The sequence below is a fragment of the Methylocella silvestris BL2 genome (assembly GCF_000021745.1).
Lineage (GTDB): Bacteria > Pseudomonadota > Alphaproteobacteria > Rhizobiales > Beijerinckiaceae > Methylocapsa > Methylocapsa silvestris.
Genome location: NC_011666.1, coordinates 3,112,288 through 3,138,518, shown reverse-complemented (window position 1 = coordinate 3,138,518; position 26,231 = coordinate 3,112,288). Strand labels below are relative to the sequence as shown.

At 62.7% G+C, this 26,231-nt stretch carries 20 protein-coding genes; 7 read left to right on the top strand and 13 right to left on the bottom strand.

Annotated elements, in window-relative coordinates; all coding sequences use genetic code 11:
* Positions 1-113: 113 nt before the first annotated feature.
* Positions 114-869, bottom strand: coding sequence for a carbonic anhydrase (locus MSIL_RS14505; protein ID WP_041369241.1), 756 nt, complete (start codon positions 867-869; stop codon positions 114-116).
* Between the two features lie 175 nt (positions 870-1,044).
* On the opposite strand from MSIL_RS14505, the gene MSIL_RS14500 reads away from it, so the two are divergent.
* Positions 1,045-1,944, top strand: a complete 900-nt coding sequence (locus MSIL_RS14500) for an ATP-binding protein (RefSeq protein ID WP_012591838.1) — start codon at positions 1,045-1,047, stop codon at positions 1,942-1,944.
* A 66-nt stretch (positions 1,945-2,010) separates the two neighbouring features.
* On the opposite strand, the gene dusA is transcribed toward MSIL_RS14500, so the two are convergent.
* The 3 genes from dusA to MSIL_RS14485 all read right to left on the bottom strand — a co-directional run bounded on the left by dusA (position 2,011) and on the right by MSIL_RS14485 (position 7,921).
* Positions 2,011-3,018, bottom strand: coding sequence for a tRNA dihydrouridine(20/20a) synthase DusA (gene dusA / locus MSIL_RS14495; protein WP_012591837.1), 1,008 nt, complete (start codon positions 3,016-3,018; stop codon positions 2,011-2,013).
* A 451-nt stretch (positions 3,019-3,469) separates the two neighbouring features.
* Positions 3,470-4,729: an efflux RND transporter periplasmic adaptor subunit gene (locus MSIL_RS14490; RefSeq protein ID WP_041369239.1), complete on the bottom strand. Its 1,260-nt coding sequence runs from the start codon at positions 4,727-4,729 to the stop codon at positions 3,470-3,472.
* An 18-nt stretch (positions 4,730-4,747) separates the two neighbouring features.
* On the bottom strand, positions 4,748-7,921 hold the full coding sequence (locus MSIL_RS14485; RefSeq protein ID WP_012591835.1) for an efflux RND transporter permease subunit: 3,174 nt from the start codon (positions 7,919-7,921) through the stop codon (positions 4,748-4,750).
* 603 nt (positions 7,922-8,524) lie between these two features.
* Here MSIL_RS14485 and MSIL_RS14480 point away from each other — a divergent pair.
* From MSIL_RS14480 to MSIL_RS14470, 3 genes are all read left to right on the top strand, one after another.
* Positions 8,525-9,556: a sulfate ABC transporter substrate-binding protein gene (locus tag MSIL_RS14480; RefSeq protein ID WP_012591834.1), complete on the top strand. Its 1,032-nt coding sequence runs from the start codon at positions 8,525-8,527 to the stop codon at positions 9,554-9,556.
* Between the two features lie 63 nt (positions 9,557-9,619).
* Entirely contained in the window at positions 9,620-11,434 is a 1,815-nt protein-coding gene (locus MSIL_RS14475) for a SulP family inorganic anion transporter (protein ID WP_012591833.1), read from the top strand.
* A gap of 277 nt (positions 11,435-11,711) precedes the next feature.
* Positions 11,712-12,368, top strand: coding sequence for a TerC family protein (locus tag MSIL_RS14470; protein ID WP_049768181.1), 657 nt, complete (start codon positions 11,712-11,714; stop codon positions 12,366-12,368).
* Positions 12,369-12,403: 35 nt separating this feature from the next.
* Here MSIL_RS14470 and MSIL_RS14465 read toward each other — a convergent pair whose 3' ends face one another.
* On the bottom strand, positions 12,404-15,022 hold the full coding sequence (locus MSIL_RS14465) for a heavy metal translocating P-type ATPase (RefSeq protein ID WP_012591831.1): 2,619 nt from the start codon (positions 15,020-15,022) through the stop codon (positions 12,404-12,406).
* Between the two features lie 5 nt (positions 15,023-15,027).
* Positions 15,028-15,492, bottom strand: coding sequence for a hypothetical protein (locus MSIL_RS14460; protein WP_148213105.1), 465 nt, complete (start codon positions 15,490-15,492; stop codon positions 15,028-15,030).
* A gap of 160 nt (positions 15,493-15,652) precedes the next feature.
* On the opposite strand from MSIL_RS14460, the gene MSIL_RS14455 reads away from it, so the two are divergent.
* Positions 15,653-18,382, top strand: a complete 2,730-nt coding sequence (locus MSIL_RS14455) for a P-type ATPase actuator domain-containing protein (protein WP_012591830.1) — start codon at positions 15,653-15,655, stop codon at positions 18,380-18,382.
* Positions 18,383-18,409: 27 nt separating this feature from the next.
* Here MSIL_RS14455 and MSIL_RS14450 read toward each other — a convergent pair whose 3' ends face one another.
* Genes MSIL_RS14450 through MSIL_RS21725 form a run of 3 tightly spaced genes read right to left on the bottom strand, consistent with a single transcriptional unit; the run spans position 18,410 to position 19,844 of the window.
* Positions 18,410-18,730 (bottom strand): hypothetical protein, encoded by a 321-nt coding sequence (locus MSIL_RS14450; protein ID WP_012591829.1) that lies wholly within the window; start codon positions 18,728-18,730, stop codon positions 18,410-18,412.
* The gene (locus tag MSIL_RS14445; RefSeq protein ID WP_280110204.1) at positions 18,727-19,698 is read right to left on the bottom strand and encodes an exopolysaccharide biosynthesis protein; all 972 of its coding nucleotides are present in this window, start codon (positions 19,696-19,698) and stop codon (positions 18,727-18,729) included. The genes MSIL_RS14450 and MSIL_RS14445 overlap by 4 nt, the downstream gene beginning before the upstream one ends.
* An 8-nt stretch (positions 19,699-19,706) precedes the next feature.
* Positions 19,707-19,844, bottom strand: a complete 138-nt coding sequence (locus tag MSIL_RS21725) for a hypothetical protein (protein WP_012591827.1) — start codon at positions 19,842-19,844, stop codon at positions 19,707-19,709.
* Between the two features lie 324 nt (positions 19,845-20,168).
* Here MSIL_RS21725 and MSIL_RS14440 point away from each other — a divergent pair, with 324 nt between their 5' ends.
* Positions 20,169-21,680: an APC family permease gene (locus tag MSIL_RS14440; protein WP_148213104.1), complete on the top strand. Its 1,512-nt coding sequence runs from the start codon at positions 20,169-20,171 to the stop codon at positions 21,678-21,680.
* 262 nt (positions 21,681-21,942) lie between these two features.
* Positions 21,943-22,392, top strand: coding sequence for a hypothetical protein (locus MSIL_RS14435; RefSeq protein WP_012591825.1), 450 nt, complete (start codon positions 21,943-21,945; stop codon positions 22,390-22,392).
* Between the two features lie 43 nt (positions 22,393-22,435).
* Here MSIL_RS14435 and MSIL_RS14430 read toward each other — a convergent pair whose 3' ends face one another.
* From MSIL_RS14430 to MSIL_RS14415, 4 genes are read right to left on the bottom strand one after another with little or no spacing between them, the layout of a single operon-like run.
* Positions 22,436-23,563 carry an acyl-CoA dehydrogenase family protein gene (locus tag MSIL_RS14430; protein WP_012591824.1) on the bottom strand — a complete coding sequence of 376 codons (1,128 nt, stop codon included), beginning with the start codon at positions 23,561-23,563 and terminating at the stop codon, positions 22,436-22,438.
* Between the two features lie 10 nt (positions 23,564-23,573).
* Positions 23,574-24,107 carry an OsmC family protein gene (locus MSIL_RS14425; protein WP_012591823.1) on the bottom strand — a complete coding sequence of 178 codons (534 nt, stop codon included), beginning with the start codon at positions 24,105-24,107 and terminating at the stop codon, positions 23,574-23,576.
* Positions 24,108-24,133: 26 nt separating this feature from the next.
* Positions 24,134-24,964, bottom strand: a complete 831-nt coding sequence (locus MSIL_RS14420; RefSeq protein ID WP_012591822.1) for an ABC transporter permease — start codon at positions 24,962-24,964, stop codon at positions 24,134-24,136.
* Complete coding sequence (locus tag MSIL_RS14415) at positions 24,961-26,196, bottom strand: ABC transporter substrate-binding protein (protein WP_012591821.1); 1,236 nt, start codon at positions 26,194-26,196, stop codon at positions 24,961-24,963. The genes MSIL_RS14420 and MSIL_RS14415 overlap by 4 nt, the downstream gene beginning before the upstream one ends.
* Between the last annotated feature and the right edge of the window lie 35 nt (positions 26,197-26,231).

The window sequence follows — 26,231 nt, the reverse complement described above, 5'->3', positions numbered from 1 at the left end:
GCCGGCGCGAGCCCCGGAACGGCGGTCGGGACGGCGCGCGATAACTCAACATGGCGCGTGGAGCGACGCGCTCTTCCAGCTGAGGCGGCGCTGGCTCCTCCTCGCAAAAACGCCTAGACAGATCGCAGCACGAAGCGCCGATCGATCTGCTGCGCCGGCCGCGCGTTCATCGGGTAAAGCTCTGCGAAAGCGTCGATATCTGCGCTCAAAACCTCGACTGGGTGGCGCAGCACCAGCCAATCGACCGTTTCGCTGCAGGGCGGCGTCGTCAGCGAGCCGGAATAACGAAAATAGCCGCGCGCTTTCGGCAGAAGCCCGCGCGGATTTAAGCCCGCCGGCGCCTTCTGCGCCGGACCTTCAGCGCCCGGCATGGCGGCGACGATCTTTCGAAACGTCGGATTTGATTTTCCGGGCTTGACCAGCGCCCCGACCACGGCGAGGCCTTTTTCGTTGCGATGGACGAAATGGATCTCCATCGCCGAGGCCTTGTCGTCGATCAGATGTTCGCATGGATGGTGGAAATGCAGTTGCGCGAGCCGCCAGACGTCCGGCCCGACCTTCAGCGCGGCGCCCTCGTCGAAGTTGAGCTGGATCGTGTGACCGTTATTGACAATCTCGGCGGCGTCGACGGGCCAGTCGAAGCGGAGCGGAGGCAGCTCCGCCGCGATGGAGCTGTCGATGGCGATCGGCGATTGCTGACTGCCGATCGCGCAGATCTTGTCGGCGGCGTCGAGATCGCCCCAATGCGCCGGGCCGTGATCCCCTTCATAGCTCCAATGCGCCGCCGCTTCTCCCGCCAGGCTCGCCTTGGCGCAAGCAGCGCAAAAGCCAAACGCGGCCAAGGCTTTTAGCGCTTCGCGGCGCCCCAGGCTCGACTTCGTCATTTCGACCCCCGATCGACCCCGTCGTTCATTGGCGACGGTTAAGGTTGCGAGGATTAGCCAAATCGCCGCGACCGTCAATCAGCGGCCAGATCGCCATCTGGCCAAGCGCCTTCGATCATGCTCTAAAACGCGCCTTTCCCGATCGGGCCGATCCGCGCAAATGACCAGTTCCGAACCCTATGACGCCCCGTCCCTGTCCCGCGCTGCCGAGGCCCTCGAGCGGATCGCGGCGGCGCTGGAGCGGCTGGTCCCCGCGGCGCCTGAAAGACAGGATTTCTCCGCCGCCGACGCCTTTATCTTCTCGGCCCATGCGCCGCATCTGTCCGCCGTCGCACGGGTCAATCGCGTCGACATGGCGCTGCTGCGCGGCATCGACCGGCTGCGCGACATATTGACCGACAATACCGAGCGCTTCGCGCGCGGATTTCCGGCCAATAACGCGCTTTTGTGGGGCGCGCGCGGAATGGGCAAATCCTCGCTGGTCAAGGCGGCGCACGCCGACGTCAACACGCGCCTCAGCGGCGTCGGCGGGCTCGCGCCCCTGAAACTGATTGAGATCCATCGCGAAGACATCGACAGCCTGCCGCTGCTGATGGGGGTGTTGCGCGAGGCGTCCTATCGCTTCGTCGTGTTTTGCGACGATCTTTCCTTCGACGCCGCCGACACGAATTATAAATCGCTGAAGGCGGTGCTCGAGGGCGGCATCGAGGGGCGCCCGCAAAACGTCCTGTTCTACGCGACCTCCAACCGGCGCCATATCCTCTCGCGCGAGATGGTCGACAATGAGCGCGGCACGGCGATCAATCCGGGCGAAGCCGTCGAGGAGAAAGTCTCGTTGTCCGATCGCTTCGGTCTCTGGCTTGGCTTCCACGCCTGTTCACAGGCCGAATATCTCGACATGGTGTTCGGTTACGCCGAACATTTTGGCCTCGCGCAGGACCGCCCCGCGATCGAGCGCGAGGCGCTGGAATGGGCGATCACCCGCGGCGCTCGCTCGGGGCGCACCGCCTTCCAATATATTCAGGATCTCGCGGGGCGGCTCGGCAAGCGGCTCGATTGAGACCGTTTGCGGCGGAGAACCGCCGATCGGCGCCTTCGTCACGCCGAACGTATGAAGTGGCCGCAGCTATTCCGCCGCCTCTGCCTGATCCTCGCCCGCTCTCGAGCCAATCAGCGCCAGCGCCGCGCGCAGGACCTCAAGCCCGGCGCCGGGCTTGACGGATTCCGTCGCCAGATGCCGGCGGAAGGCGCGCGCCCCCGGCCGGCCATTAAAAGCGCCGAGCAGATGCCGGACCATGGCGTTGAGCGGAACTCCTTCCGTCAGCCGCGCCGCGATATAGGGCGTAAAAGCCTCGATCGCCTGCGCCATCTCTGAGAAGGGGGCGTCCTCGCCGAAGAAGACCGGATCGACCTCAAGCAGCAGCGCGGGATCCTGATAGGCGGCGCGCCCGATCATCACGCCGTCGACATGATCCAGTTGGGCGCGCATGGCGTCGATCGTATCGAGCCCGCCATTGATGGCGATCGGCGTATCGGGGAAACGCCGCTTCAGCTCATGGACCAGCGCATAATCGAGCGGCGGGATATGACGGTTGTCTTTCGGCGAGAGGCCTTCCAGCCAGGCTTTGCGCGCATGGACGATCAGGGCGTCGGCGCCGGCTCCGAGCACCGTTTCCGCGAAGGCGAACAGCGCCTCGCGCGGCTCCTGCTCGTCGACGCCGATGCGGCATTTGACCGTGACGGGCGCGGACACGGCCGCCTTCATCGCGGCGACGCAGTCGCCAACGAGCTCCGGCTCGCGCATGAGGCAGGCCCCGAAGGCGCCGTTCTGCACGCGCTTCGACGGGCAGCCCGCATTGAGGTTTATTTCGTCATAGCCGAAATCGGCGCAGATGCGCGCGGCGGCCGCAAGATCGGCGGGATCCGACCCGCCAAGCTGCGCAGCGAGGGGATGCTCCGCCGCGTCGAACCCAAGCAGCCGGTCGCGCTGGCCGTGCAGGACCGCGCCCGTCGTCACCATTTCCGTATACAGCCGCGCACGACGGGTCAGAAGACGATGGAAAGACCGGCAATGCCGGTCCGTCCAGTCCATCATAGGCGCCACGGAAAATCTATATGCTTGATATTGCTTCATTTTTTCAGTACTATCAGATCGTTAGGCCGCGCCGTGCGCACTCTCCATTACGCCGCAAATCGACCCGTTTCGACGCCGGAGCGCCCACGGGATCGCACACGAAAATGGCTGCCGTCACCAAACTACCTTCCGGTTCCCGGCGAGTCCAAATTCGTCGCAAGGGACGCTATGCAAGCGACACGTTTCTGCGGCGTGAGGACGCCCGGCGCTGGGCCCTGGAGGGGGAGGTCCAAAGCGACCGCGGCGAGCCGCCCTCAAGCTCCCGCGTCGTCAGGATCAAAACCTTCGGGAACTGATCGGCCTCCATATGGAGGATATGGCGGCGGTGGGCAAGACGCCCCTCAGGTCCAAGGCCGCAACGCTCGATTTGCGGAACGGAAACTTGGCAAATGCAAGGTTTCCTCGCCGGTCTAGCGTCCGGTCTTTTCGTCGCCCCCCTTCGGCTAAGACCTCAGTTCATGCGCTCGCTGCGCGCCGCCGTTGCCCGCGCCTCGGCCCGCGCCTCGCGAGCGGTCGCGACGGCGGCGTCCGCGCCGGCGAGCCGGACGACATCGCCGGACGCGATCATCTCCAGCGGATTGTCGATGATCTTGTCCGACAGCGACACTCCCGAGCGGATCTCGACGCTGGCGCCGAGATTGCGCCCAAGACCCACCTTTTTCAGTTCGACGCGACCGTCGGCGCCGACGGCGGCGACATTCATTCCATCCGACCCAAAAATCAGCGCGGTGGCTGGCACGTGCAGCGTGTTCTGGTCCGAGGGAATGTGGAAATGGACCTCCGCAAAGGCGCCCGGCCATAATTTGCCCTCGGGATTGGCCGCCTGAAGCTGCGCCAAAGACGTGCGCGAGTCTTCGCTGAGGGCGTTCGACGTCGAGACCAAAGTGGCCTCGAACGACTGTTCCTGGCCGGGGAGATCGAGCGACGCCCGGAGGCCCGGCGTCATCTGGCCAAGAAACGCCTGCGGGACGTTCACATAGATGCGCATTTCGTGGATGTCGGAGACCTGAAACAGGGCCTTGCCCGATTTGCCGTCGGCGTTGACGAGATCGCCGACGTCCACGTTGCGAGCTGTCACGACGCCATCGAAGGGCGCAACGATCTGCTTGAATCGCGTCAGCTCCTCAAGACGGCCGACGGCGGCCTGCTGCGCCTCGACATTCGCTTTCGCGACGTCGAGCGCCGCAAGGCGCGAGGCTGCGGTCAGCCGGTCGGTATCGCCCTGCTGCGCGCTGGACCAGCCCTTGGCGACAAGCCGCGACGTCCTTTGATCGGTAAGCTGGCCGAGATCGGCGTTCGCCCGCGCCTGTTCGACTTGAGCCTTCAATTGAACGAGCTGGGCTTTCGCCTGAACAAGCTGTTGATCGAGATCGGGCGCCGCGATCTCCGCGAGCACTTCGCCTTTTTTCACCCGCGCGCCGATGTCCTTGCGCCAGGCGGTGACGTAGCCGCTCGCCCGCGCGTAGAGCGAGCCGGTATAATAGGCTTTCACATTGCCCGGAAGCGACAGCTGCTCCTCGCTCGGACCGCGCTGCGGCTGCACGGTCCGCACCGTCGGAATCGCCTGATCTTCGGTCCAGGCGGCAAGCTCCTGTTTGCTCTTCGCCCTCTCCACGAGGCCCGATGCGGCGAGCCCAAGGACGGCGAGCAGAGCCGTGCAGAAGATCAATCGGAAGCGGCGCGGCTTCTCGGCCGGGGCGTCGGATTTCATGGACATTATCGCTCGGCCTCATGCATGGAAGGGCTCTCCGGAAAGAGGCTCGGTCGACGCCGATCTTGCTTTATGTCCATGGACGATTGCAAAGACCGCCGGCACGAAGAGAAGGGTCGCGCATGTCGCGAACAAGAGCCCGCCGATAACGGCGCGTCCAAGCGGCGCGTTCTGGCCGGGTTCGATCGCCATAGGCAGCATGCCGATGATCATGGCGAGCGCGGTCATGATGACCGGCCGGAAACGGGTTGCGCCCGCGGCCATGGCGGCCGTCACGGCGTCCTTGCCGGCTGCGAATTGCTCGCGCGCGAAGCTGACGACGAGAATGCTGTTGGCTGTCGCGACGCCCATGCACATGATCGCGCCAGTCAGGGCTGGCACAGAGACGGGCGTATAGGTGAGAAAGAGCATCCAGACGATGCCGGCGAGCGCAGCCGGCAGGGCGGAGATGATCACGAAGGGGTCGAGCCACGACTGAAAATTGACGACGATCAGAAGGTAGATCAGGACGATGGAGAAGCCGAGCCCGAAAAAGAGCTGCTCATAGGCGCTCGTCATGGTCGCGGCCTGGCCGCGGATGACGACGCTCGATCCCTTCGGCAGCTCGCCGCGCATGTCCGCGATGATCTTTTCGATGTCCGCGGCGACGCCGCCGAGGTCGCGTCCCTGGGTCGCCGCATAGATGTTGATCGCCGGCTGGATGTTGTAGTGGGATACGATCGCGGAGGCGGGCTCCGTCGTGATGTTGGCGACGGCCCCGAGCAGCTGCGTCGATTGCTCGTTCGACAACGGTAAATTCTTGAGGCCGGCCAGAGTGTCGATGTCATATTGCGGCGTCTGGATCGAAACGGGGTAAGACACGCCGTTCGCGGGATTGAGCCAATAAGTCGGCGCGACCTGGGCGCTCCCGGACAGCGTGCTCTGGAGATTTGTCGAAGCGTCGCGCTCGGTAAGCCCGACAAGGCCCGCGAGCTCGCGATTGAATTCGACCTTGAGCGCCGGCGCCTGAAAGACCTCGTGAACGCGCGCGTCCGCAATGCCGGGGACGCGGCGCATCCGCGTAAGCAACAGGCGGGCGAATTCGCGATTGGCGTTGATGTTCTGACCGGCGATCTGCACATCGAGCGGCGACGGCGATCCGAAATTCAGAATCTGGCTGACGATATCCGCCGGCAGAAACGCGAAGGTCACGCCGGGAAACGCCCTCGGCAATTTCTCGCGCAGGATCTTTTCATAGTCCGCGCTGGAAACCCGCCCTTCCTTGAGCGTAATGAGAATGTCGGCGTCGCTCACGCCGATCGTCCCGGAATTGCCATAGGTCAAATTGATGCCGCTATTGGGCAGGCCGATATTGTCGACGATGCTCTCGATGCGATCCGGCGGAATGATGTCGCGGACGGCTGCGTCGATCTGTTGACAAAGGACAGTCGTTCCTTCGACGCGGACGCCGTTCGGCGCGCGAATGTGAATCTTGATCGCGCCCCCTTCCACCGCTGGAAAGAAATCCTGTCCGAGCGCAGGGAAGAGAGCGAGCGACAACACGGCGAACGAAAGAGTCCCTCCCGCAAAGCGCAGACGGTTCGCGAGCGCGAGTTGCAAGGAGGCCACATAGAATTTGCGCAGCTGCTCGAAGCGACGCTCAAACGCGCGCTGGAGGCGAACGAAGGGATTGGCGCTCTCGGGCGCGCCTGCGCCATGCGGCTGAGGCCGATGATTGCGCAGAAGGAACTGCGCCATCGTCGGCACGAGCGTGTAGGTCAGGGCGTAAGACGCCGCCATCGCGAAGACAACCGCCTCGGCGAGCGGGCGAAATAGATAGCCCGCGACGCCGCCAAGCGAAAGCAAGGGGACGAAGGCGACGCAGATGCAAAGCAGAGCGATGGTTGCGGGCGGCATGATTTCATGCGCGCCGTTCAGGACGGCGCTCTTGATGTCCTCGCCATGTTCGAGATGGCGGTTGACGTTTTCGATGGTCACGGTCGCATCGTCGACGAGGATGCCAATTGCGAGCGCGAGGCCGCCAAGGGTCATGACATTGATCGACTCCCCGAGCAGGGACAAAACGATCAGAGAGGTCAAGATCGCCAGGGGAATGGAGATCGTGATGATCAGGGTGGAGCGCCAGCTTCCAAGGAATACGAGAATCATGAATCCGGTGAGGGCGGCGGCGATGACGCCCTCCCTCACAACATTCGAAACGGAGGATTTCACGAAGGTCGACTGGTCGTTGACGAGCTCGACGTCAACGCCCGCCGGCAGCCCCTGCTGAATCGCCGGGAGAATTCTTTTCACCGCTGCGATGATGTCGAGCGTCGACGCCGAACCGTTCTTTACAATCGATATCAAGATGGCTTTTTTGCCATTCGTCTGGACCACATTGATCTGCGGCGGCGATCCGTCATGCACAAAAGCCACATCGCGCATGAAGACGACGGCGCCATTGACCGTCCTGATTGGCACATTGTTCAGATCCTCGAGCCGTCTTGGGGAATCATTGAGATTCACCACATATTCGAACGGGCCGATTTTCTGCGTGCCGACCGGGGTGATCAGGTTCTGGGCGGCGAGCGCGTTTGCGACGTCTTGCGCATCGAGGCCATGGGCGTGCAGCGCCCTCTGATCGAGATCGATCTGAATCTGCCGCGTCGCGCCGCCGTACGGACTTGGCATCTGCGCGCCAGGGATGGTTGCGAGCTGGGGCCGGATGAAGTTCGACGCCAGATCGTAAAGTTTCGTTTGCGAGAGAGAGTCGCTCGACAGCGCCAATTGGAGAATCGGGACGCTGGCGGCGTTGTAGACGACGAGCTGCGGCGGGGTGACGCCCGGCGGCAGGCTCTTGAGCACCGTCTGCGACATTGCGGCGACCTGCGCCTGTGCGGCGCTGATGTCGACCTTCGGCTGAAAGTAGAATTTGACGATGCCGTAAGTCGACAATGATTGCGATTCGATATGCTCGATGTCGTTGACGGTTACGGAGGCCATTCGTTCATAGATTGAGACGATGCGCCCGGCCATGTCGTCCGGCGGCAGACCGGTGTAGACCCACACGGCGCTGATGACCGGAATGCCGATGTTCGGGAAGATGTCGGTCGGCGTGCGCAGGATCGCCAATCCGCCATAAATGACGATCAGCAGGGCCATCACAACGAAGGTATAGGGGCGCAGCAGCGCGGTGCGGACGATGCCTAACATGAAGCCTGCTTCAATCCGGTCCACGCCTTTCGAACGCATCGCGTCCGCCGCTGCCCTGGCCGCGCGCGACTCCGCCCTAGCCGCGGCGCCGATCGAGCGGCGAGCATCAGAGACAACCTAAGCGTCGTTATTTCCTACAACGGTTTTCGTGGCGGGGAAATTGGCAATCGTCACGACCGTTACTCCGCTCTCCACAATAAAAAGTTACGATCGAATCGAATTGAACGGGCCGATGTGGCGCCAAAGCAACTCCGAGACCCGCGTCCCGTCCGATAGTCTTCGGATCAGACGGAAATATTTGTCGTCCGGCTCATTCGATAGAAGAATTATCGCGCCAGAAAGAAACAACCCGAAAGATTCCGCTTCGGCGCGGCCGTTAAACGATGCCGGACGTCGTAGCGGATTCAGGGTTCGAACCGGCGTGGTCGCGCTTCCGCCATAGTTCCCGAAAGCGCCGCGGCGCCGATGAGAGGCGACGAGCCCTAGCTGTCATGCCCTTGACACATAGCGTCAAAATCAACAAAGAATATAGAAATAATGTACTTTTAACGGGCTTCCCTCATCGGGACGGCCGAGACGAAAATTCCCACCAAGGCGCGGCTTATGCGGATTTCATGGATTAACATCGGCGCGGTCGCGTCCATCGCGGTCGCGGCGGCCCTGCTCATAACAAGGAATGGCGAGGGACACGCGGCGCACTACCTGCTGAATGTCTCCTATGACCCAACCCGCGAACTCTATCAGAGCATCAACCCGCGCTTTGTCGAAAATTATGAGAAACAAACCGGTTCAAGCGTCGCGATTACCCAATCGCACGCCGGGTCGTCCTATCAGGCAAGACGGGTGTCCTCGGGCGAACTCAAGGCCGACGTCGTCACGCTCGGGCTGCCCTCGGACGTTGAGGCCTTGCACAACAAGGGCATGATTGCGGATGGCTGGGAGAAGCGTTTGCCCCATGACTCCCGGCCATATAATTCGACGATCGTCTTTGTCGTCCGCAAGGGAAATCCCCACGCCATACATGACTGGCCCGATCTGATTAAGGAGGGCGTCGAGATCATCGTTCCTGATCCCAAGACGTCGGGCAATGGCAAGCTGGCGGCGCTTGCCGCCTGGGGCGCCGTCGTCACCCGGGGCGGCAGCGAGAGCGAAGCGAAGGCCTTTTTGAAAGAGCTCTATGCGCATACGCCATTCCTCGATCCGGCGGCGCGGTCGACGGGCGTCGCTTTTGCGATCGAGAAAAAAGGCGACGTTCACCTCGCCTGGGAAAATGAGGCCCTGCGCGAAACCAAGGACTCCAAGGGAGCCCTCGAAATCGTCTATCCGCCGGTCAGCATCCGGGCCGAGCCATCGGTCGCTTGGGTCGACAGCAATGTCGAGAAGCACGGCAGCGCTCCGCTGGCGCGCGCCTATCTGGAGTTCCTGTTCACCGACGAGGGGCAGGAGATTATCGCGCGCGAAGGCTATCGCCCGCAAAATCAGCAAATCCTCGAAAAACATGCCGACCGGCTGCCGAAGATCAATCTGTTTTCGATCACCGCGATCGCGCAGGACTGGTCCGACGCGCAGCGCCGATTCTTTGCCGACAACGGCATTATCGACGCCGTCTACGCGCCCAAACCGCGCAGCGACTAGCGCCGCGGGCGCCATTCCTTCTTTCGCCGAACCAAGCGCAAATGCGCGGCTTGAGGATTTAAGATGACGAACGTCACACTCGCCAATCCTGCCGGACGGCGCAACTGGTTCAGCGTGGCGACGCTGAACATCGTTCGCGCCGATTTCCTCGCCGGCCTGACAGTCGCCGCTCTGTCGCTGCCGCAGAGCATGGCCTACGCGCTTCTGGCGGGGGTCGACCCTCGCTTTGGGCTCTATACGGCGATCGTCTTTACAGCGGTGGCGGCGATTTTCGGCTCGTCGCGCCATCTCATCAACGGCCCGACGGGCGCCGTCTCGCTGGTCGTATTCAGCGCCCTCGCCATTTTCGATCCCGAAGCGCGGCTCGACGCCTATGAGGCAATGTTCCTGCTGACGCTGATGATGGGCGCCCTGCAGATCCTGATCGCGGTGACGAGGCTCGGCGACCTCACGCGCTATATTTCGGAATCCGTCGTGACCGGCTTCATCATTGGAGCGGCGAGCCTTACCATCATCGGCCAGATCGCCAATGCGCTTGGGGTGAAGGCGCAGGGCACTGGCCATCAGCATGTGCTCGAGCGCCTCTATCTGACCTTGACGCAGGACGCGCCCATCAATCTCAAGGCCGTGACGATCAGCGGCGGCGCGATTGCGCTGGCTCTCGTCTCCCGCAGAATCGTCAAGCGATTCAAGCTGCCGCAGCTTGATATGCTTTTCGTCTTCATAGCGGTCTCGGTCGCCGCCTATCTCGCCGGCTGGTCGACCGCCGCGCCCGGCGCAAAGCCGGCGATCGCGCTGATCGAAGCGATCCCGTCCAGCCTGCCCGGCTTCCATATTCCCGAAGTCAAAGCCGCCTGGGCGCTAGACCTCAGCGCCAGCGCCGCCGCCATCGCAGTGCTTGGCCTGCTCGAAGCTCTGGCGATCGCCAAGGCGATTGCCCAGAAGTCAGGCCAGACCCTCGACTACAACCGTCAGATCCTGGCCGAAGGGCTTGGCAATCTTGTCAGCGGGTTCTTCCGGGGCATGCCGGGCGCCGGGTCGCTGTCGCGAACCGCCATCAATTACCAGGCGGGCGCGATCACCCGCTTCTCGGGTCTGTTTACCGCAGGCTTCGTGGCCGTCACCGTGCTGACCCTTGCCCCGCTGGCGTCCTACGTCCCGAAGGCGCTGCTTGCCGGACTGCTCATCGTCGCGGCGGCCCGCCTGTTCGACATCGAGCGGCTGCGCTACGTTCTGCGCGGATCGCGCTACGACGCTGTGCTGTTGATCGCGACGGCCTTCGCCGCCATCGCCATCAACATCGAATTCGCCATTCTCATCGGCGCCGCCGTCTCGATCGCCTGGTATGTGACAAGAGCCTCAAGGCTCAAGGCCGCCGAGCTGGTGGTGACGCCAGAGCGCGTCGTGCGCGGACGCGTCTCCTCCGATCCGCCGAGCCAGGGCGTGTTGATCTATGACTTCGAGGGCGAGCTGTTCTTTGGCGCCGCCCCCGATTTCGAACGCTATCTCGAAACCGCCGCCAAAGAGGCCGACGCGCAGGGCATCAACTATATTGTCCTGCGTCTGAAACGGGTGCGCAATCCCGATGTCGTGGCGCTCGAAGTGCTCGATCATTTCCTTTCCTCCACGAAGGCGAAAGGCCTGACCGTGCTGCTGGCGGGCGTGCGCCCGGACCTCCTCGCCGCCCTTGGCAAGATCGGCGTCGCCGATCGCCTGTCCCCCGATTTCATCTTCATCGAAGAGGAGCAGGATTACTCCGCCACGCTGAAGGCGATCAGGCGAGCCTATGCGCTCGCCGCAATCGAAGCGAAATCCAGGGGCGCGGAGCCGGAATGGGAGAGTTTCAAGGCCAACAAGCTCGCCTATTATCTGGTTTAAGCCGCCGTTTATGGCGACTTCGGCGACGAGCCGAAAGCGAAAGGCTCCCCTCCGACCCCGGACATAAAGCCGCCCCAGCGCGCATGCAGTCCCGATCCTTTTCGGCGAATTTGCGCCCGCAATGTGCTCATGCCATACAGCTAGCGCTTTCGAGAAGATCGCCGGTGGGCCGCGAGCTTTGGCGCGGCGCGCGGTCCAGTCGGAAGTCTCGGCTATATCTTGAGTTCACTCCCACAGGCGCCAACATGGACCCGGGCTCTACGCAGTTTTTTTTTCACTGCTTCAGATTATCTGGATTGACGTCGTTCTATCCAGCGACAATGCGCTCGTCATCGCCATGGCCTGCCATTCGCTGCCGCAACGCCAGCGCCGCTGGGCGATTTTTCTAGGCGCCGTCACCGCGGCCGCCCTGCGAATCGTTTTCACCCTGCTCGTCTTGCAGGTGCTGGCGATCCCCTATGTCAGGCTTTCCGGCGGCGTGGTCCTGCTGTGGATCGCGATTCGCCTTGTCGGCAAAGACAAACCCGAAGAAATAGCCTCCCCGGAATCGATCTATCGGGCCATTCGCATCATCGTCATCGCTGACGCCGTGATGTCGCTCGACAATATCATCGCGATCGCAGGGGCGGCGCAAGGCTCATGGCCGCTGATCATTTTTGGCCTCGGCCTGTCTATTCCCATCGTCATCTTCGGCGCGACGCTTCTCGTTCCGGCGCTGAACCGATTTCCCGCGCTGATCTGGGCCGGCGCCGGCATATTGGGATGGGTGGCTGGCGAATTGATCGGCTCGGACCCGGCCGTCGCCGAGTTCCTGCGGGCCAGGGCGCCGGCCGTCGCGTCCTGGCACCTCGCGGCGGCCGGCGCCGCCGTCGCCCTCTTTTGTGGCTGGCTACGCGTCAGAATCGAGAGTTCCAACGAATCGGCGACTGTTTAGAGCGGCTCCCAGCCACAGCCGCCAAGCTCCGATTCCTACACTGTCAGATGGTTGGCGAGACTGGCGGCAAGACGCTCTTTCTCGGCGCGATCCTGCGCGACTTTGCGCAGAGGCAGCAGCCCGTTGCCAAGCGCCAGAAGGCCGCCGACCTGATTGAACACCATCGAATGCATAACGCCGAATCCGCCGAACAACGCCCCGCCGATGCAGATGAGATTTGGCACGAGAATGAGGCCCCAACTCCGGTTGATATTGCGCTGCAGATCGCGCGAGACATCGTGTAGCTGAAGCAGCTTCGTCAGGCTGTCTTCCATGAACACCACTTGCGCGGTGTCCGTCGCGATGCTCGAGGCGCCGCGCAACGAGATCGACACATTGGCTTTCTTGAGCGCGATGGAATCATTGACGCCGTCGCCGATGAAACAGACCGTGCGCCCCTCTTGCTGAAGCCGCTCGACATATTTGGCTTTGTCCTGCGGCAGGACTTCAGCGAAATAGCGGTCCATGCCGAGCCTCTCGGCAAGCTTGCGCGTCGGTAGATCATGATCGCCGGATATGATGGCGAGATGTTTGGCGCCGCGGGCGCGAAGGCCGGCGATCACCTCCGCCGCCTCGGGCCGCTCCGCGGCGCGCAATTCGATCGCGCCGCCGAGCGAATCGTCGACGCCGACCATAATCAGCGAGTCGCCTTCGCCGTGGACAGATTCCATCTCCCGTTGCAGCGCTTCGGGCAAACGAATGCCCTCATGTTTCATGAAGCGGGCGCTTCCGACGCGAACCGTGTGGCCATCGACGCCAACCGTGATGCCATAGCCGACATGATATTTTGAATCGTCGGTTTCCGGCAGCGGAAGTCCGAGCGTCTTGAACTTGTCGATGATGGCTTTTGCGATCGGATGGCTGAATTTATTTTCGGCGGCGGCGGCCCATTGCAGGATCTGCTCTTCGGAATGAGCCCCATAGGTCAACACCCGTCCGACCTCGGGGCGCTCACGGGTCAGCGTTCCCGTTTTATCGAACAGAAACGTGTCGACTTTGCACATCGATTCAAGCGCGCGGCCGTCCTTGACGAGAATGCCCTGCTGAGCGCAGAGTGTCAGCGACGTCAGCATCCCGATCGGCGCGGCGACCCTAATGCCCGTACCAAGATCGCAGTTCACGATGGCGACGGCGCTGTTGACGCCGACCGTCGCGAGGCCAATAGCTCCAAGCGCGAGCGTCGGGGCGACAGCCTTGTCGGCCATCGCCTCGCCCCAGGATTGCGAGCGAAGCTTGTAGCCGGCGGTGTCGTTCAAAATGCGCGCGAGCTTGGCCGAAGTTGTTTCCTCGCCCGCGCTCTTGACCGCGACGCGAATCTTTCCCGCCAGCACGATCGTCGAGGCGAACACCTTGTCGCCCTTGATCTTTTCGGCCGGCGCCGATTCCCCAGTGAGGGCGTGCTGGTCGATCATCGCCATTCCGTCGACAACCTCTCCGTCGACAGGCATGGTTTCGCCTGTGTGGACGATGATGACGTCGTTGACCTTGAGTTTTTCAAGAGGCGTCTCGACCTCGATTCCGTCGAGGGACAGCCAGACGAAACGAGGCTGCTTGCCGAACACGTTCAGCAGCATCTTTTTTGAATCGTCTTCCGTTTTCTGGACGAGCTTGCGCGCAATGCTCAGCGTCAAGGCCAGCACCGTTCCGGCGACGACCTGGCCCGTTCCAAGACAGACCAGCACGACGATCGCGTCGAGAACGTCAACGCCGAGGCGCTTTTCCTTGAACAACACCTGATAGGCGTTCTTGAAGCTTGGAATGACCGAATAGAAGAACAGCGCGGCGCTGAGCGGCGTCAAGGCGGGAACCAGGAACTGGCTTGTCACCGCGAGGGCCGCCGAGGCCGTGCAAAGCGGCAGATCGAGATCGATAGGCGTTGCGCCGATGTGTTTGGATTTGACGAGAACCTCGTCCAAAATCTCGATCAGCTGGCGCTTCTGAATGTGCTTTGGATCGTAATAGACAAGCACGGTTCCGGTGAGTTCATTGGTGGAGAACCGGTCGACGCCGAAGGCGTTCATGAGTTCGCGTTCGATCGCCTGGCACAATTCGCGCTTGCGCAACAAGGCCGGATTTTGCAGGCGCACGCGCCCTTCGAGTTCGTGCTTGATCGCCCAGGTCGAGAGCCTTTGGCCGTGGCGGCGCAAGCGCACCACGCTGTCTTCGGATTCGGAATAGCTCGCCGGGAACAAGAGCGGCCCTGTAGCGTCGGACGCGGGCCTGCCTCGCGACAAAAAGCGCGAAATCGTTTTGATCAACGCCGGGCTTGACGCCGCATCCCCGCGAAAGAAAATCGTTGCATTCCGCCGGTCGGCGTCGATTTCCACTTCGACAACTTCGGGCGCAAGAAACGCCCGTTCGAAAAACTGGCGGGCGAGCGCATTGCGCGGATCGGAGAACAGGGCTTCGCTGTGAAACTCGATCCGGCCACCGCCCGGGAAAGAGATTTGCAGATCGGCGCCCGCCGAGACCGCGCCCGGCTTCCCCGCGCTGCGCCGGGCGGGGCGGCTCGAGACCGGTTGCGCCGCCGATCGAGCGCCTTTCGAACGAAGCCGCGGGACCGATTTTGCACGCGAAGACCGGTTCGCGTCGTGCGAGGAGCTTGCCAGGGTCATGACGCTCAAACGTTGGTTTGGGAAAGTGAAATCCGGCGCTTCTTATGACTAGGGCCAGATTCGATGAGGCGCGTTTTCGGAAGGTGCTCTCCGACCGCCACGGTGCGGACGGCGGTGCGCCGGGCCGCCTTGCGCTCGGCGTTACGATCCTCGAACTCTTCGACTCGCTCGGCCACGACTTTCGCGACGGATGCATAGGCGTCGCCGAGCGCGTTCCGGGCGGCGTCTGCCAGCGGCGATAAAATCGAGCGCAGGCTGGACCAATAATCGGGGTCTGGCGAGGGGCGAACGATCTCGAATCTTGCGGCTGGCGATCGAGGCTCTTTTGTTCTTGAGCCTTCGCCGCGCTTAAGCGACTTGCGCGCTCTCGTTTTGCCGGCCGCCTTTTGCGCTCTGAGATCTGCCAAGGATTTAACCTGCCCCACTAGAGAATGATGGAAGAAAGACAGTTTAGTGACAGGCCGAATCAAGTCAAGTAAATCAGTAGACTAATCCGCGCGCCTTCGGGTTGGTCGACGCCTGTTCCGACGCGCGACTCGGCCCGGACCACGCACTTGACGGCAAACGCGTCCTTGGGCCATTTTCCATCAAACTTGTGAACTTTACGATTTTGCGGATCGACAGCGCGCCATGGCAGAAAACAAAGGGCGCAACGGTCGCGACCAAGAGGCTCCTCAAAACGGGCGCGAGAGAGCGCCAAACGAAGCCCATCGCTCAGAACCGATCGTCCGCATCGCGCCCGGACCGACTGGCGTTTCGATCTGGAGCGCCGCCCTGTTCGGCGACGCCTCGGTCTCTCCCATCCGTGAATTTGTCGAGCGCGCGTTCAGCGTTGAAGAGGTCGCAAGCGTCGAGATCCGCCGAGCCGATTTTTTCGGGCGGGTGCGCTATGGCGCGACGCCCGACGCACCGAATATCTGGCGCAGGCTCAGCCTGGCGCTGCGGCCGTCGGACGCGGGACGCTCCTTCACTGAGCCCGCGGGCGGCGGTCGGGAAAAGCTCGCGGCCAGCAATCTTTTTCTCGATGGTCCGCCCGACGATCCGCTTCGCATCGCCCGCATCGGCTCGACCCTGTCGACATGGCGCGTGCGCGCCGCCAACGACCATAAGATCCGCCTCGCCCATCCCATTTTGCGCGGCCGGGCCGACATGATTTATCGGCTCGAGGAGGAGCTTGCGGCGATCCTCGGCGTGGAAAGCTTCAGAAGCAGCGCCTTGAGCGCAAGCGTCGGCATCCGGTTCGATCCCCACGTCCTCACAGTCGAACGGCTTGTTGGCGAACTCGAAAAATCCTGGCCGCGTCTGCTGGAGGGCCTCGACGGCCCTCCGTCAAGCAAACGCTTTTTCGCGGCGGGCGGCCTGCTGGGGCTCGCCTATACCGGGCAATATCTGGTGCCGGCGCTGCGGCCTGTCGCCGTGCTTGGCGTCGCCCTCTACGGCCTGCCGAATGTCGTGAACGGCGCACGACAATTGCAGCGCCTGCAAATCGGCCTTCCCGCCCTTTATTCGGCGGGGCTGGCGTTCATGCTTTTGAGCGGCATGCCGTTCTTCTCGACGGTCATGGCCGTGTTGATGCAGTTCTGGCCGCGCCTCGCCTACGGGACAGCGCGCAGAAGCCAACGCCGCCTGTTCGCCATGCATCGGCGCCGCGCCGCCTCCGCGCGGCTTGCGCAGCCGGACGGCGTCGAGGCCGAGATCGACGTCGACATGCTGAAGGCCGGCGATCTGATCGCTCTGCGCACGGGCGACGTCATCCCGGTCGACGGGATCGTTACGGAAGGTCTCGCCGCGGTGGTCGAGGAGACCTTGTCCGGCGTCGCCGGCGCGATCGACAAACTCCCGGGCGACGCGGTCTATCGAGGCTCCTTCATTCGCGACGGACGCCTTGTCGCCCGCGTCGAACGGGTCGGAGACAACACCGTCGCCGGCTCCATCGCGGCGCGATTGCCGCATGCGCGACTCAATCGCTTGCCCTCCTCCGGAGAGGCCGAGCGGATCGCGAACCGCAACGCCAAGCCCGCCCTCGCTCTGGCGGCGCTGAGCCTCTTGGCGACGCGAAGGATGCGTCCCAGCCAGGCGCTGATTCGTCCGGACTATGCGACCGCGCCGCGCCTCAGCGCCCAGCTCGCGGCGCTGCACGATCTCGCCGAGGGATTGCAGCGCGGAATCTTCTTCCGCGACATCGGCGCGCTGGATCGGCTGTCCGCCACCGACATCTATGTTTTCGACGACGGCTCGGGCCTCGAGCGAAAACAGATCGAAGTCGCCGAGGTGATTTCGGCCGGCTCGGCGTCCGCCGACGCCATTCTCGGCTACGCGACTGCCGCGTTTCCCGTTTCGCAGAACGAACGCGCCTATGCGCTGCTGGCGCTCAGCCTTGAGCGCAACGCCGCAATTCCGGCAATTCGTCAGCGGGCGCGCCATGCCGGGGTCATCCGCTATCGCGACGCGGACGACAATGTGCTGGAGGTCGCAACGCCGGCCTATGCCGCCGCGTCGGGCCTCCCCATTCCCCCGGCGCTCGCAAAGGCGGCGGGGGCCTCCATCGGCGCGGCCGACCCACGGCGTCGGCGCGCGGAGGGAGGGAATCCGGACGAGCCGTTGCTGCGTCCGCTGTTGATCTTAAAAAATGGCGAAGCGCTGGGGGCCGTCACGTTCCGCCGGCATGGAAAGGCCGAAGGGACCGAAGTCGTCGCCGCCCTCAAGGCTCGCAATCGGCGCGCGCGGTTCGTCTATGTCTCCAGTCAGCCGCAGGCGGCCGCCAGGGCCATCGCGCGCGAAGCCGGGATCGCCGCCGTCTACGGCGATCTCGACGGCGCTGGAAAAGCGCGCATCATCAATAGGCTCGGCCGGCGCACGATGTGGATCGGAGACGGCGCCTCCCCGTTAGCCGGCCCCTGCATCGAAGCGAGCACAGTGAGCATTTCCACGGCGGGATTTGCAAGCGCCGCCGCCGACGCGGCCGATATCGTCCTTCTCGCTCCGGGATTGCAGAACCTCGCGCCGCTGCGGCGCATCGGGCGCAGTCATCGCGCCCGGTTGGAGGCCGACTATCGCGCGCTGTATATCGCCAATCTGGCCGGAGCCGCCGGCGGATTGTTGACCGGCTTCGGCAGCCTTGAAGCCGGACTGACGTCGAACGCCGGCACAGCCTATATTTATGCGCGGAATTGGAAGCGGCTTCACGATCTGATTGCACGAGTCGAGACGCGGCATGCCGCTCTCTTTTCGCCCGCCGCCGAAGAGCGCGACGATGTGGCGGACAGGCTGGCCGCGGACGACAATGACGCGGAACATTTCGTCGACTACAAGGAGCTTGATCCGAGCGGCCATGTCGAAGCCGATCAGGAGGGCGTTTGAGGTCCGATCGATTGCGGCGGTTATGGCTTAGCCCTTGATGAATTTCGTCTCGTGCAAAACAGCCTCGATCTGTTCCTTGAGCTCGGATTTTCTCTTTGCGGTGAAGAGCAGCCGCGCCCAAAGAGGCGCCGCGCCGTAAAGCTCCACCGTCTTGTCCTGGAACCGGATTTCGATCAGCATCGGGTCGGCTGCAATATGCAGCACCCCATCATCGTCCTCGTCCCAATTATAGGTGACGGGCTTCGGCGAAAGATGCGCGTTTTGGTCGATATGCTTTTCGATCGCCTTGCGCCGCGCCGGAGTGAGGCGGCGGTCAATCGCAAATTCATAGATCTTTTCTTTTTTCATCTCGCCATCGAACGGGGCGCGCGGCTTGTCTCCAGCGCCTGCAGCGCCCCTTGCGAAAAGGAGCGGGACGCCGGAAGCCGGGCGGGCTTGCGTCTGCTTGCTGCGGTTTGACGTTTCCGCTTGTCGGTCAATGCGGCCTTACCCGGTTTTTCGATCTTCGCGCTGCGGGACGGCGCCTCGGGATCCCACAGCAGCAAGAGCTTGCCCCATTCTATATTCAACAACTCGGCCCATTTGAAGCCGAGCTTCTTGAAAAAAGCGGCGGCGCACCGCAACGCGAGTTTTTTCGAAAGGCTCTTCAACCAATCCGTCGCGAAGGAGCGGAAGGTTCGTCGCGAGAGACTATGTCCTATCATCAAGCACAAAGAGAGGACGCCCGCCGCGACGCCGACGAGAATCGCCACTCCGTCCTGCTCAGCCAGCCCGAAGGAAATGATGAAGATGGCCGCGGCGTGCGGCGCGTTGAAGCCGAGCATCGGGATGGCGACCGCGATGGCGAGCAGAAAAATAAACACGGCGAGGACCCGTTGCGCCGCGGGCTCGCTCACCCATCGCCAACGCGGCCGCGCGGCCTTCTCCGCCCGTTCCAGAACGGGCAAAATTGCGTGGATGGCCACTGCGAGCGACCTGCGCGGCACCGAGCGCTCGAGAACGAATTTGGGCAGTTTGATCTGCGTTCTGCCGGCGGCCATTTGGCCGGCGATCATGCCGGTCGGGACGCCGGTAAAATCCGAGGCGCCCGCAAAAGGCACGATGGCGGGCAGCGAGAACAGCATCAGCGAGGTCTGCGACCCGGCGCCGCCGATCGACTCGACGATTCGCTGCACTGTGAAATTCTTCACGGTGGGATTTTTCGTCAGGATTTCACGAAGGGCCTGGGACGTGCGAATCGCCGGGCTTTTTGGCGCGCTTCTGGCGGCGTTGACAGCGTTAATCGGCTTTGTCACAGGCGTTCGGTCCCCTAGCATTCCCATTGTCAGAGCGGGCCGGCGCCGACTGCTTCAATGCCGTCATAGCCAAAGGCAATGCGCCCAGTTTTCATCGAATCGGCATATTCGACGCCGATCTCACTTTCATGCCGTATTTGTTGCAGGCCGAAGACATCGCCCTGCATCGAGTCCGCGCTTCGCGTGCGCGCCGAACAGCCACGCCCCGGGCCGATCCATTGAGGCAAAATCGCTTCTCCCTGCCTGCGCAAAGTGATCGCAGGGCGCGATTGCGCGCCGCTGGTATGAAATTTGATAATGTCATGCAGTCGCCACTAAAGCGTTACCCGTTTGACACATAGAGACACACTCTATAAAGTTGATGTACTTTATGAAGTGTGGCCTCGAAGTCAATCCCGGTAATGCGCTGCGGCGCACCAATCTTCCAATTTGCAGGCCGCCGGGAGGCGCGCCCGCGGCGTCGGCAATTATAAAAGGCGGCGATGAGGCAAATGAGATCGCACGGCGCGGGAAGAAACGAGGCGACGCCAAAGAGGGCGCCGCCTTCGGGCGCCCGAACGCCGAATCTGCGGAGCAACTGCCTCTCTTATGTGGAAGTGCTGGCCCAGTCGATTTCCGTGATCGCTCCCTCCACGGTTCCCGCAGCGATCCTCGGATTGATCTTCGCCACGGCAGGCTCCGGCACATGGCTGAGCTTTCTTCTGGGAATGATCGGACTGGTTCTTGTAAGCTTCAACATCAACCAGTTCGCCCGGCGCTCGGCTTCCCCCGGTTCGCTCTACACTTACATCGTGAGAGGATTGGGTCCGACGGCGGGCGTGCTTGGCGGCTGGGCTTTGTTATTCGGCTACACGCTCACCGGCATGTCGACCCTTTGCGGCTTTGCAATCATCGCCGGCTTGCTGCTGGGGCAGATCGGCGTCCATTTGCCCGTATTGGCGCTGTTTGCATTCGGCGCGATCGGCGCCTGCTATATCGCATTCCGGGACATTCAGCTCTCGGCGAAGATGATGCTGATTTTTGAGGGCGCCGCGCTTGCGCTTATTCTCGTGTTGGGATTCGTCATCTGGCGCTTCAAGGGATTTGCCGTCGACGCATCGCAGCTCACCCTGAAAGACGCGACCCCCGGCGGCGTCCTGATGGGCGTCGTCCTCGTCGTCTTCGGCTTCTCCGGCTTCGAGGCGTCGACGTCTCTTGGAGAGGAGGCGAAGGACCCGTTGCGGACGATTCCGCGATCCGTGATTCAAAGCGTCGTGGTCTCCGGCCTTGTGTTCATTTTCATGGCCTATGTGGTCATCCTCGGCTTCGAGGGATCTTCCGCTTCGCTCGACAAGACCGAAGCGCCGCTCGCCTTCCTCGCCGATCGCATAGGCTGGGGATGGCTCGGCGCGCTGATCAATGTCGGCATTCTCCTCAGCTTTTTTTCATGCACGCTCGCATCGATAAATTCGACTGCGCGGATCGCCTTCTCGATGGCTCGGCACGGTCTTTTCTTCGACGCGCTCGGCGAAGCCCACGCAATAAATGAGACGCCCTACATAGCTGTCGGCATATCCGCGCTGATCACATTTGCCGTTCCCGCAATCCTTTTTCTATGCGGCGTTCCGGCCTTCGAGGGGCAGGGATATTTCGGCACGCTTTGCAGCTTTGGCTTCCTGCTTGTCTACATCCTGATTTCGATCGCCGCGCCGATGTATCTCAAAAGCATCGGCAAACTGACTAGGAGCGCGGTGCTGTATTCCGGACTCGCGTTAGGCTTCATGATGCTGCCCTTCATCGGAACAATCGGCCTTCCCGGCAGCAGCCTCTTCCCGCCAATGGAGTTTCCGACGAGCTTGCTGTTTGGACTATTCGCCGCCTATATGGCGATCGGACTCTGCTGGCTTCTGATGCAGAAGAGCCGCCATCCGAAAATGATTCCGACCATGCGAAACGCGATCGAAAGCGTCGACCTTCAATTCGCCGCGCCCGCAAATGCGTCTCCAAACATCTCGGCGCGCTGACGCTTTCAGGCGACGCCGCTTCGCAATTTTGACGGCGGGAGCGTAGGCAATGCGCCATGCGATCTGGCAGAACCGGGTGGAAGGACCGCCATGAAAGGGTAAATTCCTGCGAATCATGACTTGCATTCAGCGCGCAAGGTCTGAAACTTGGTCAAGAATGAATGGGGGCGCCGGCGCTCCCCAGCGAAATAGGCGCGTTCGACGCGCGGGCGCGAGGCGTCTTTGATCGCGCCAATCTTAAAATGGCAATGAGGTAAAGCCTATGAGCAGCAAAGTAGAAGAACTCGACGAGAGCTTCGGCAACAATCCGCTTTCGATTTTGGGCGAGGCCCTGGAGTCCGCCGCCGAGAGCTTCGGAGCGGCAAGCGTCAATGCGCGCGCGTCGGCCAAGGGAGCCGCCAAGAAAGTGAAAAACGGCTTTGGCGCCGGCGTGTATCACGCGGCCTACGGGATTTCCTATGGTCTGGTCTATGGCGCGGTTTTCGTGACGGAATTGCTGCCGGAAGACAATGTTGTGCGACGCGGATTTGAAGAGGGCGCGGAAGCCGCGCGCGACGCCGTCGCCAGCAGGAAGGCTGCGGCGCCTTCCAAGCCGGCGCCTGCCAAAAAAACCACTCGGGGCGCAAGGAAAAAATCAGTTGCAGAAGAGGCTGCACCTGCGCCCGCGAAGCCAAAAAGAACGCCGGCCAAGCCTCGGAAAGCGTCTGCTTAGGGCTGACTCAGGGCGCTTCGGTTAGCGCGTCACGCGGCCAAAATCAGTCCGAGCCCAGAAGGGCGATGTCCTTCTCAAGATGCTTCGTCGCCGGCGTCACGATGGCGATGAAGTAGGATTCGCGCAGCCGGCGGCTGTAGGCCGATCCTTCGACATAGGCGCGCGCGCCGGCATGGAGCATCCCCGCCTGCGCCGCCTCCAGCGCAAGCGCCGAGCCCTCAAGGCGCGCTTCAAGCACGGTCTTGAGAAAACCCCGGCTTTCGTCGAGCGGCGTCGAAGCAAGCTCTGCGATCGACCGCTCTGCGGCAAAGAGCCTGTCCTCGATCTCTCCCGGCCCCACGGGGAGAAAGCGATTCACATTCAGTACGTTTTCGGGAAGATTGCGCATCAGCGCGATGGATCCGCGCACGAGGCCCAAGGCCATTCCTGTCTGCAACAGAATGAAGCCTGGCCGAATTTTCCGGGCGAAAGGGCCGACCGGATCGGCGAGGATGCGCTCGTCGGCGATGAACGCCTGACGAAACCCGACGGCGACGGTGGCCGTGCCGTCGAGCGCGATGAAACGCGTCGCCTGGCGCGACGAAATCCCCTCGTCGCCGTCGCGGGCGAGCGCCATGACGAGATGGCCGGGATCATCCTCAAGCGCGAAGGCGACGCCGAAATAATGCCCCGGCCCCATATTCGAGACCCAGGGCAGCGCGCCGTCGATCCGGTAGCCGCCGGCGACGCGCCGGCCCCGCAGACGCAGCGGCTCGATGCCGGATAGAGCCTTCAGCGGATTCGAGAGTCCCGTCCCGCCAAGGATCGCGCCGCTCGCTGCGCCGGCCTGCAGTGCGGCTCGCAGACTCTCATTGTCGGTATTCTGGACATACCAGCCGAACGCGTCCTGGCACCACACGCAGAAGGCAGTCGACAGACATTCCTCCGCAACAACGCCCATGGCGTCGATCGCCGCGCCGACGTCGATTTCGTTCGTCGCGCCGAAACCGCGATGATGTTGCGCGAAGGCGCCCGCCGCGCCCAGCGCGCGCAGAATATCGACTGGATATTCGCCTTTCCGATCGATGTCGGGCGCGCGCGGCCGCAGCGCGCCAACGGCGATGTCGCGCACGCGCTCCAGGGGCGAGGACGCATCGTGCGCGGCGGCCGCGGCCAGTTCTTGCGAAGACATCGCTTTTTCCTTATCCGGCGCGTTTGACTTCGAGCGGCACCGCCCGCGTGAACGTATTGGCGACCGGCGACCAGACCGTCGCGTGAGCGACGAGCGCGTCGAGCGTTTCCTGCGGCGCGTCCGCGTCGAGTTTTACGGCGGCTCGAACCGCGCTGAAGCCGACCGAGTCGGGCGTCGCGCCGGCGCCCCAGACGGCGCTGATGTTGATGTCGCCTTCGAGATCGATCTCGAGCGATCGAATCGTCACCCCCTGCGCGAGGGCGTTGGCGAGAATGCCGACGGAGAGGCAGGACCCGAGCGCCGCCAGCGCCGCCTCGGACGGGTTGGGCGCCGTGTCGTCTCCGAGAAGGCCCGGCGGCTCGTCGACGACATGTTCGGGAAGGTTGCGGATATAATTGAGCTGCCGGAATTTGCCGGCCGCCACCGTGCGGGCCTTGAGCGTGCGCACCGCCTCGGGATTCGCCTTGCCTTTTTCGATCAAGGAGTCGAGGCCCGCCTTGTCGACGGGTTGAAGGCCTGAAACTGTCGTCGCTGAATCGGTCATAATTTGTGTCCCTGAGGTCTCGTTGGTCAATCCCGGCGGGTCCAGCTGACGCGCCGGATCAGCGCGAGCAGGAGCCCGTCAAAAACAAAGCCTATGACGCCGATCACCAGCACGATGGCCCCAAGGCGGTCATATTCAAGGGTGTCGCGCGCATCATTGATCGCATAGCCGAGCCCGCTCGTGACGCCGAGAAATTCGGCCGGAACCAACACGATCCAGGCGACCCCTGCGGCAAGCCGGACGCCGCTGAGAAAATCCTGCGCCGTGGCGGGGATGATGACCGCAGTCAGCACATGCCAGGGATTGGCGCCGAGATTGTGGGCGACCTTGAACCAGTCGGGATCAAGCTTCTTCAGCCCGTGAGCGACCGCAAAAACGATAGGCCATACGGCGGCTGCGGCAATTAGGAAGACGATCGCCCCGTCCCAGGTCGCAAACAGCAAAATGGCGATCGGCATCCAGGCCAGCGGACTGATCATCCGCACGAGCTGGAAGGGAATATAGGTCGCTTCGCGAAAGAAGCGGCTCCGCCCGACGAGAACTCCAACCGGCGCGCCGATGACGATGGCGAAGCCGAGGCCCCATCCGACGCGCGACGCGCTGGGCGTAAACGCGCGCCAGACGGAGCCGTCGACCAACATCGTCCAGAGCCGCGTCAATGTCGGGCCCGGCGCAAATCCTGCGAAGGCCATCGTCGCGGGATTGCGCGCGAGCACGGCGCCCGCAAGGGTCCAGGCCGCGGCCAGAACCGCGACGCCAAGAAGCGGCGCAATGATCCGGCCGGCGCCGAAGCGAGAGCCTCCGCGCGCGGCGGCGGGGGCGGAAATCGGCTCCGCCGAATCCAGGATGAGGCTCATGGCGCGAGAAGCTCTTGCCGCGCGAAGGGATCCGACGCATTGACGCTGGGATCGAGCTTCCAGTCGGGATATTTTTCAAGGGCGGCGCGGACGAACTCGTAATTGACAAGATCCTTGACGACGAAATCGGGATCGAGCTTCGAGAGGAAAGCCCGATCGCCCGCGATCAGCGTTTCGTTCATCGCCTCGACGATCAGCCGCGTCGCCGACGGATAAGGCCATGGCTGAAAGTCGATGCGGCCGTTGCGCCAGTCCGGATGGCTGATGGCGCCGCTATCGAGATAGGCCTTGTTCGTCTCATAGAGGGTCATGGCTCTTTTCACCACGGGGGCCGGCATCGGCAGATAGCCGGCGCCGTCGCGCGAGAGTAGCTGCGCCGTCTCCTCCTTGTGTTGCGAGGCGTGAATCTCTGCGCGGACGATGGCGTTGATGATCTTCTGCGTCCATTCCGGCTTTTGCTCGGTCAGAGGCTGCGGCATGCAGACGACGCAGCAGGGGTGGTTTTTCCAGATATCGCCCGTGAAGCGCAGCATCCTGCCGCCGGCGCCAAGCTCGCCCATGGCGTTGAAGGGCTCGGCGACGATGTAGCCGTCGATCTTCTTGGCGGCGAGCGCAGGCGGCATGTCCGGCGGCTGCATCACCTGCAGGCTGGTCTCATTCGGCGCGGGGGGAGTGGATTTGATGACGGGCGTCAGGCCGCTTTGCCGCAACGCATATTGCAGCACAATATTGTGCATGGAATACCAGAACGGCACGGCGATCTGCTTGCCGCCGAGATCGGCGAAAGTCTTGATGTCGGCGCCGCCGTCGACAATGACCCCGGAGCCGTTGGTATGCGCCCAGGCCATGATTTTGACGGGCACGTTGTTGTTGTAGCGCATCGACAGGGCGACGGGCTTCAGAAGATGGACGAGATTGAATTTGCCGGCGGCGAAGGCTTCGACAAGGGGCGCCCAGCCGCGAATGAGAGTGGGCTTTTCGACCTTCAGCCCCTCGTCTTCAAAATAGCCTTTGCCATGCGCGACAAGCAGGGCGGCGGCGTCGGTGATCGGCAGGTAGCCGATGCGCACGACATCGTCGTCGGCAGCCTGAGCGAAAGCTGGTTTGGCGAAGGTTCCGAGCAGGCTGGCGAGGCCGCCCGCGGCCAGCCCGTCGAGCACCGCGCGACGCGAAACGCCGGCTTTCTCGGGAGTATGATAATCGAGGCCTGACACGGCGCAGAACTGGCACATCTGAAGGCCTATCCCTGTCTTTGTGACGTTAATTC